The sequence below is a fragment of the Arcticibacter svalbardensis MN12-7 genome (assembly GCF_000403135.1).
Lineage (GTDB): Bacteria > Bacteroidota > Bacteroidia > Sphingobacteriales > Sphingobacteriaceae > Arcticibacter > Arcticibacter svalbardensis.
Genome location: NZ_AQPN01000035.1, coordinates 1 through 2,694 on the forward strand (window position 1 = coordinate 1; position 2,694 = coordinate 2,694).

Sequence of the window (2,694 nt, forward strand, 5' to 3'; positions counted from 1 at the left end):
ACATAGATATGGTGCTCCAGGATCTGCAGGAAATACTATATATATGATGGTAACTGGATATACAAATAATACTATATCATTGCAATGGACCATTAATATAAACGCTTGGACTATTCTTTTAGGGTTTTAGTGTTTTGAGAACCAAAGGGGCTTAAAAAAGCTGTTTGTGAAGTATAATTGATATAAAGTTTTGCAAAATGAATAATTTTAAATGTAATGCATGTTTGATTGGGTTTTTAATGTTAGCATTTATTAATTGCGATGCTCAAACTCCGCTTAATGGCTCGTTTTTTCTAAATGGAGTAAGTGAAACTCCATCTACTCCAACATCGCAATATACTATCGAGGGTATTTTTACGGATCCTTTTTATTTGTTTTTTGCTTCGGACATTAAAAAAGGGGATATGATTGCAGATCAGCAAGGTTTAATATTTAAAATAGATAGTATAACAAGTATTTTTGACAGTCAAATTACTGTAGATGTATCCTATGTAAGTGGTTCAATATTTGCTGGAATAACATATCCTACAGCATTTGCAAATGGCACTCTATTTCGTCCTACTTCAAATGGATATCCGATTGCTACCTATGATCCTGTTAATCAAAATGAGAGTTTAAAGATTGCTGTGCAAAACGCCGCTGTTCTAGCTATTGATGCAGATATTTCTAAATATATTTCAGGCGCTCAATTTCCTACTAGTTCAAAACTTGGTGATGGTTTTTATAACACTGCAGAAAATAAACTCTATATCTATAGCGGCACCACATGGATTCCGGTTGGTAGTGGAATAATCCCTTCCGGTAGTACTTCTGAATTTCAAAATCCTGCCAAAGTAGGTGAAATGTTTTTTAACACAGAGGATAACTCATCTTACATCTACAATGGCACCATTTGGCTAAAAATTTCAACCAATGGATCTACTCCCAGCGGTATTTTTAATCCTGATCCAGCAACCGTTACTGTCAATGAAGGAAGTTTGTTTTACAATACTTCTGATCATAAACTTTATGTATATAATGGCACTATATGGATGCCGGCAGACAATATCTTGCCAAGTGGTCAGATGTATGTAGGTAATACGACTAATGTTGCAACTCCAGTATCTATGTCTGGCGATGCAACAATAACCAACAGTGGTAAGCTCACAATCAAAAATGGCGCTGTAACTGACGAAAAATTAGATAAGTTAAATATTCCATTAAATGGATTTGCCAATCCAACAGATAATGTTTCTCTAGGAGATGGAACAACAAACAATAGAGTTGTAAATGTTGCCAATCCTACAGCTGCACAAGATGCTGCTACTAAAAATTATGTAGATGCTTTGTTTACTAATCCTACAACTTTGCTAACCTTGCCTTATGGTAATCTATTTATAGGAAATATATCAAATAAAGCAATTGCCATTACCAAGAGCAGTATTCCTCTTAGTGGGTTTGGTTCTGCTGTTTCCAATATACTATTAGGAGATGGAACAACGAACTATAAAATTGTGAACCTTTTAAATCCGACAGCCGCACAAGATGCTGCTTCGAAAAATTATGTTGACACAAGAATCATTGATCCGGCAAATATCACCTTAGCAACGGGTAATCTCTTTGTGGGTACTGCCTTAGGGAAAGCAGGTGCTGTTGCCAAAAGTACTATTGCTTTAAGTGGTTTCGGATCCCCATCGAATGATATTTCATTTGGGGATGGAACAACGAATTTTAAAATAGTAAATCTTGCCGACCCCACAGCAGCACAGGATGCCGCTTCAAAAAGTTATGTGGATAACAAAACTCTTGATCCTTCTAATATTCCATTAGCAACTAACAACTTCTTTGTTGGTAATAGTTCAGGAAAAGCCACTTCAACTTTAAAAAGTGCCATTGCTCTCAGTGGTTTTGGTACAACACTAACAGATATTTCCTTCGGTAACTTTAAATTAACCAATTTGGGTACTCCTCTCACTGATAATGACGCTGCTACTAAAAAGTATACTGATGACTTGTTTATGACTCCTACAACTCTTTCTCTTGCAACCGGAAAATTATTTATAGGTAACAGTTCTGGAAAAGCTTCCGCTACAACAACCAGTGCAATTTCTGTGAGCGCATTCGGTAAGGCTGCAGCCACTATTAACATGGGTGATTCCGGAACAATGTACAACATCAGTTTTCTTGCTGAGCCCTTATATCCACAGGATGCTGCAACAAAGAGTTATGTGGATTCTAAGATTGCATCTCCTGGAGCTCTCGCACTAACTGCGGGGTCTGTTTTTGTAGGGAACTCTTCTAATCTAGCAGAAGATGTTGCCAAGACCAGCGTCCCAATCAGTGATTTCGGTGTTGCTACAGCAGCAATTTCCTTAGGCAATGGAACTAATAATTATAAAATAATTAATCTTGCAACTCCTACTGCTGATAATGACGCGGCAACCAAGATCTACGTAGACAGCAAATCAGGATCAGTTCCAAGCGGTACTACAGCCCCATCAAGTCCTGTACCGGGAAATACATTTTATAACACAACAGATAGGATTTATTATGTCTATGATGGCACTCAATGGGTTCCTGTAGATAATGCCCTTCCTTATGGTCAGCTTTATGTGGGTGATGCTTCAGGTAAGGCGGCTGCAACTTTAAAAAATGCTATACCTCTTAGTGGTTTCGGAGCTGCAACAGCAACTATTTCATTAGGGAATTTACAAA

Annotated in this window: 1 protein-coding gene; it reads left to right on the forward strand. The window is 37.4% G+C overall.

From position 1 onward, the window contains the following. Positions 1 to 239: 239 nt before the first annotated feature. A partial coding sequence (locus ADIARSV_RS04065; RefSeq protein ID WP_152439766.1) for a hypothetical protein occupies positions 240 to 2,694 on the forward strand: 2,455 nt, incomplete at its 3' end.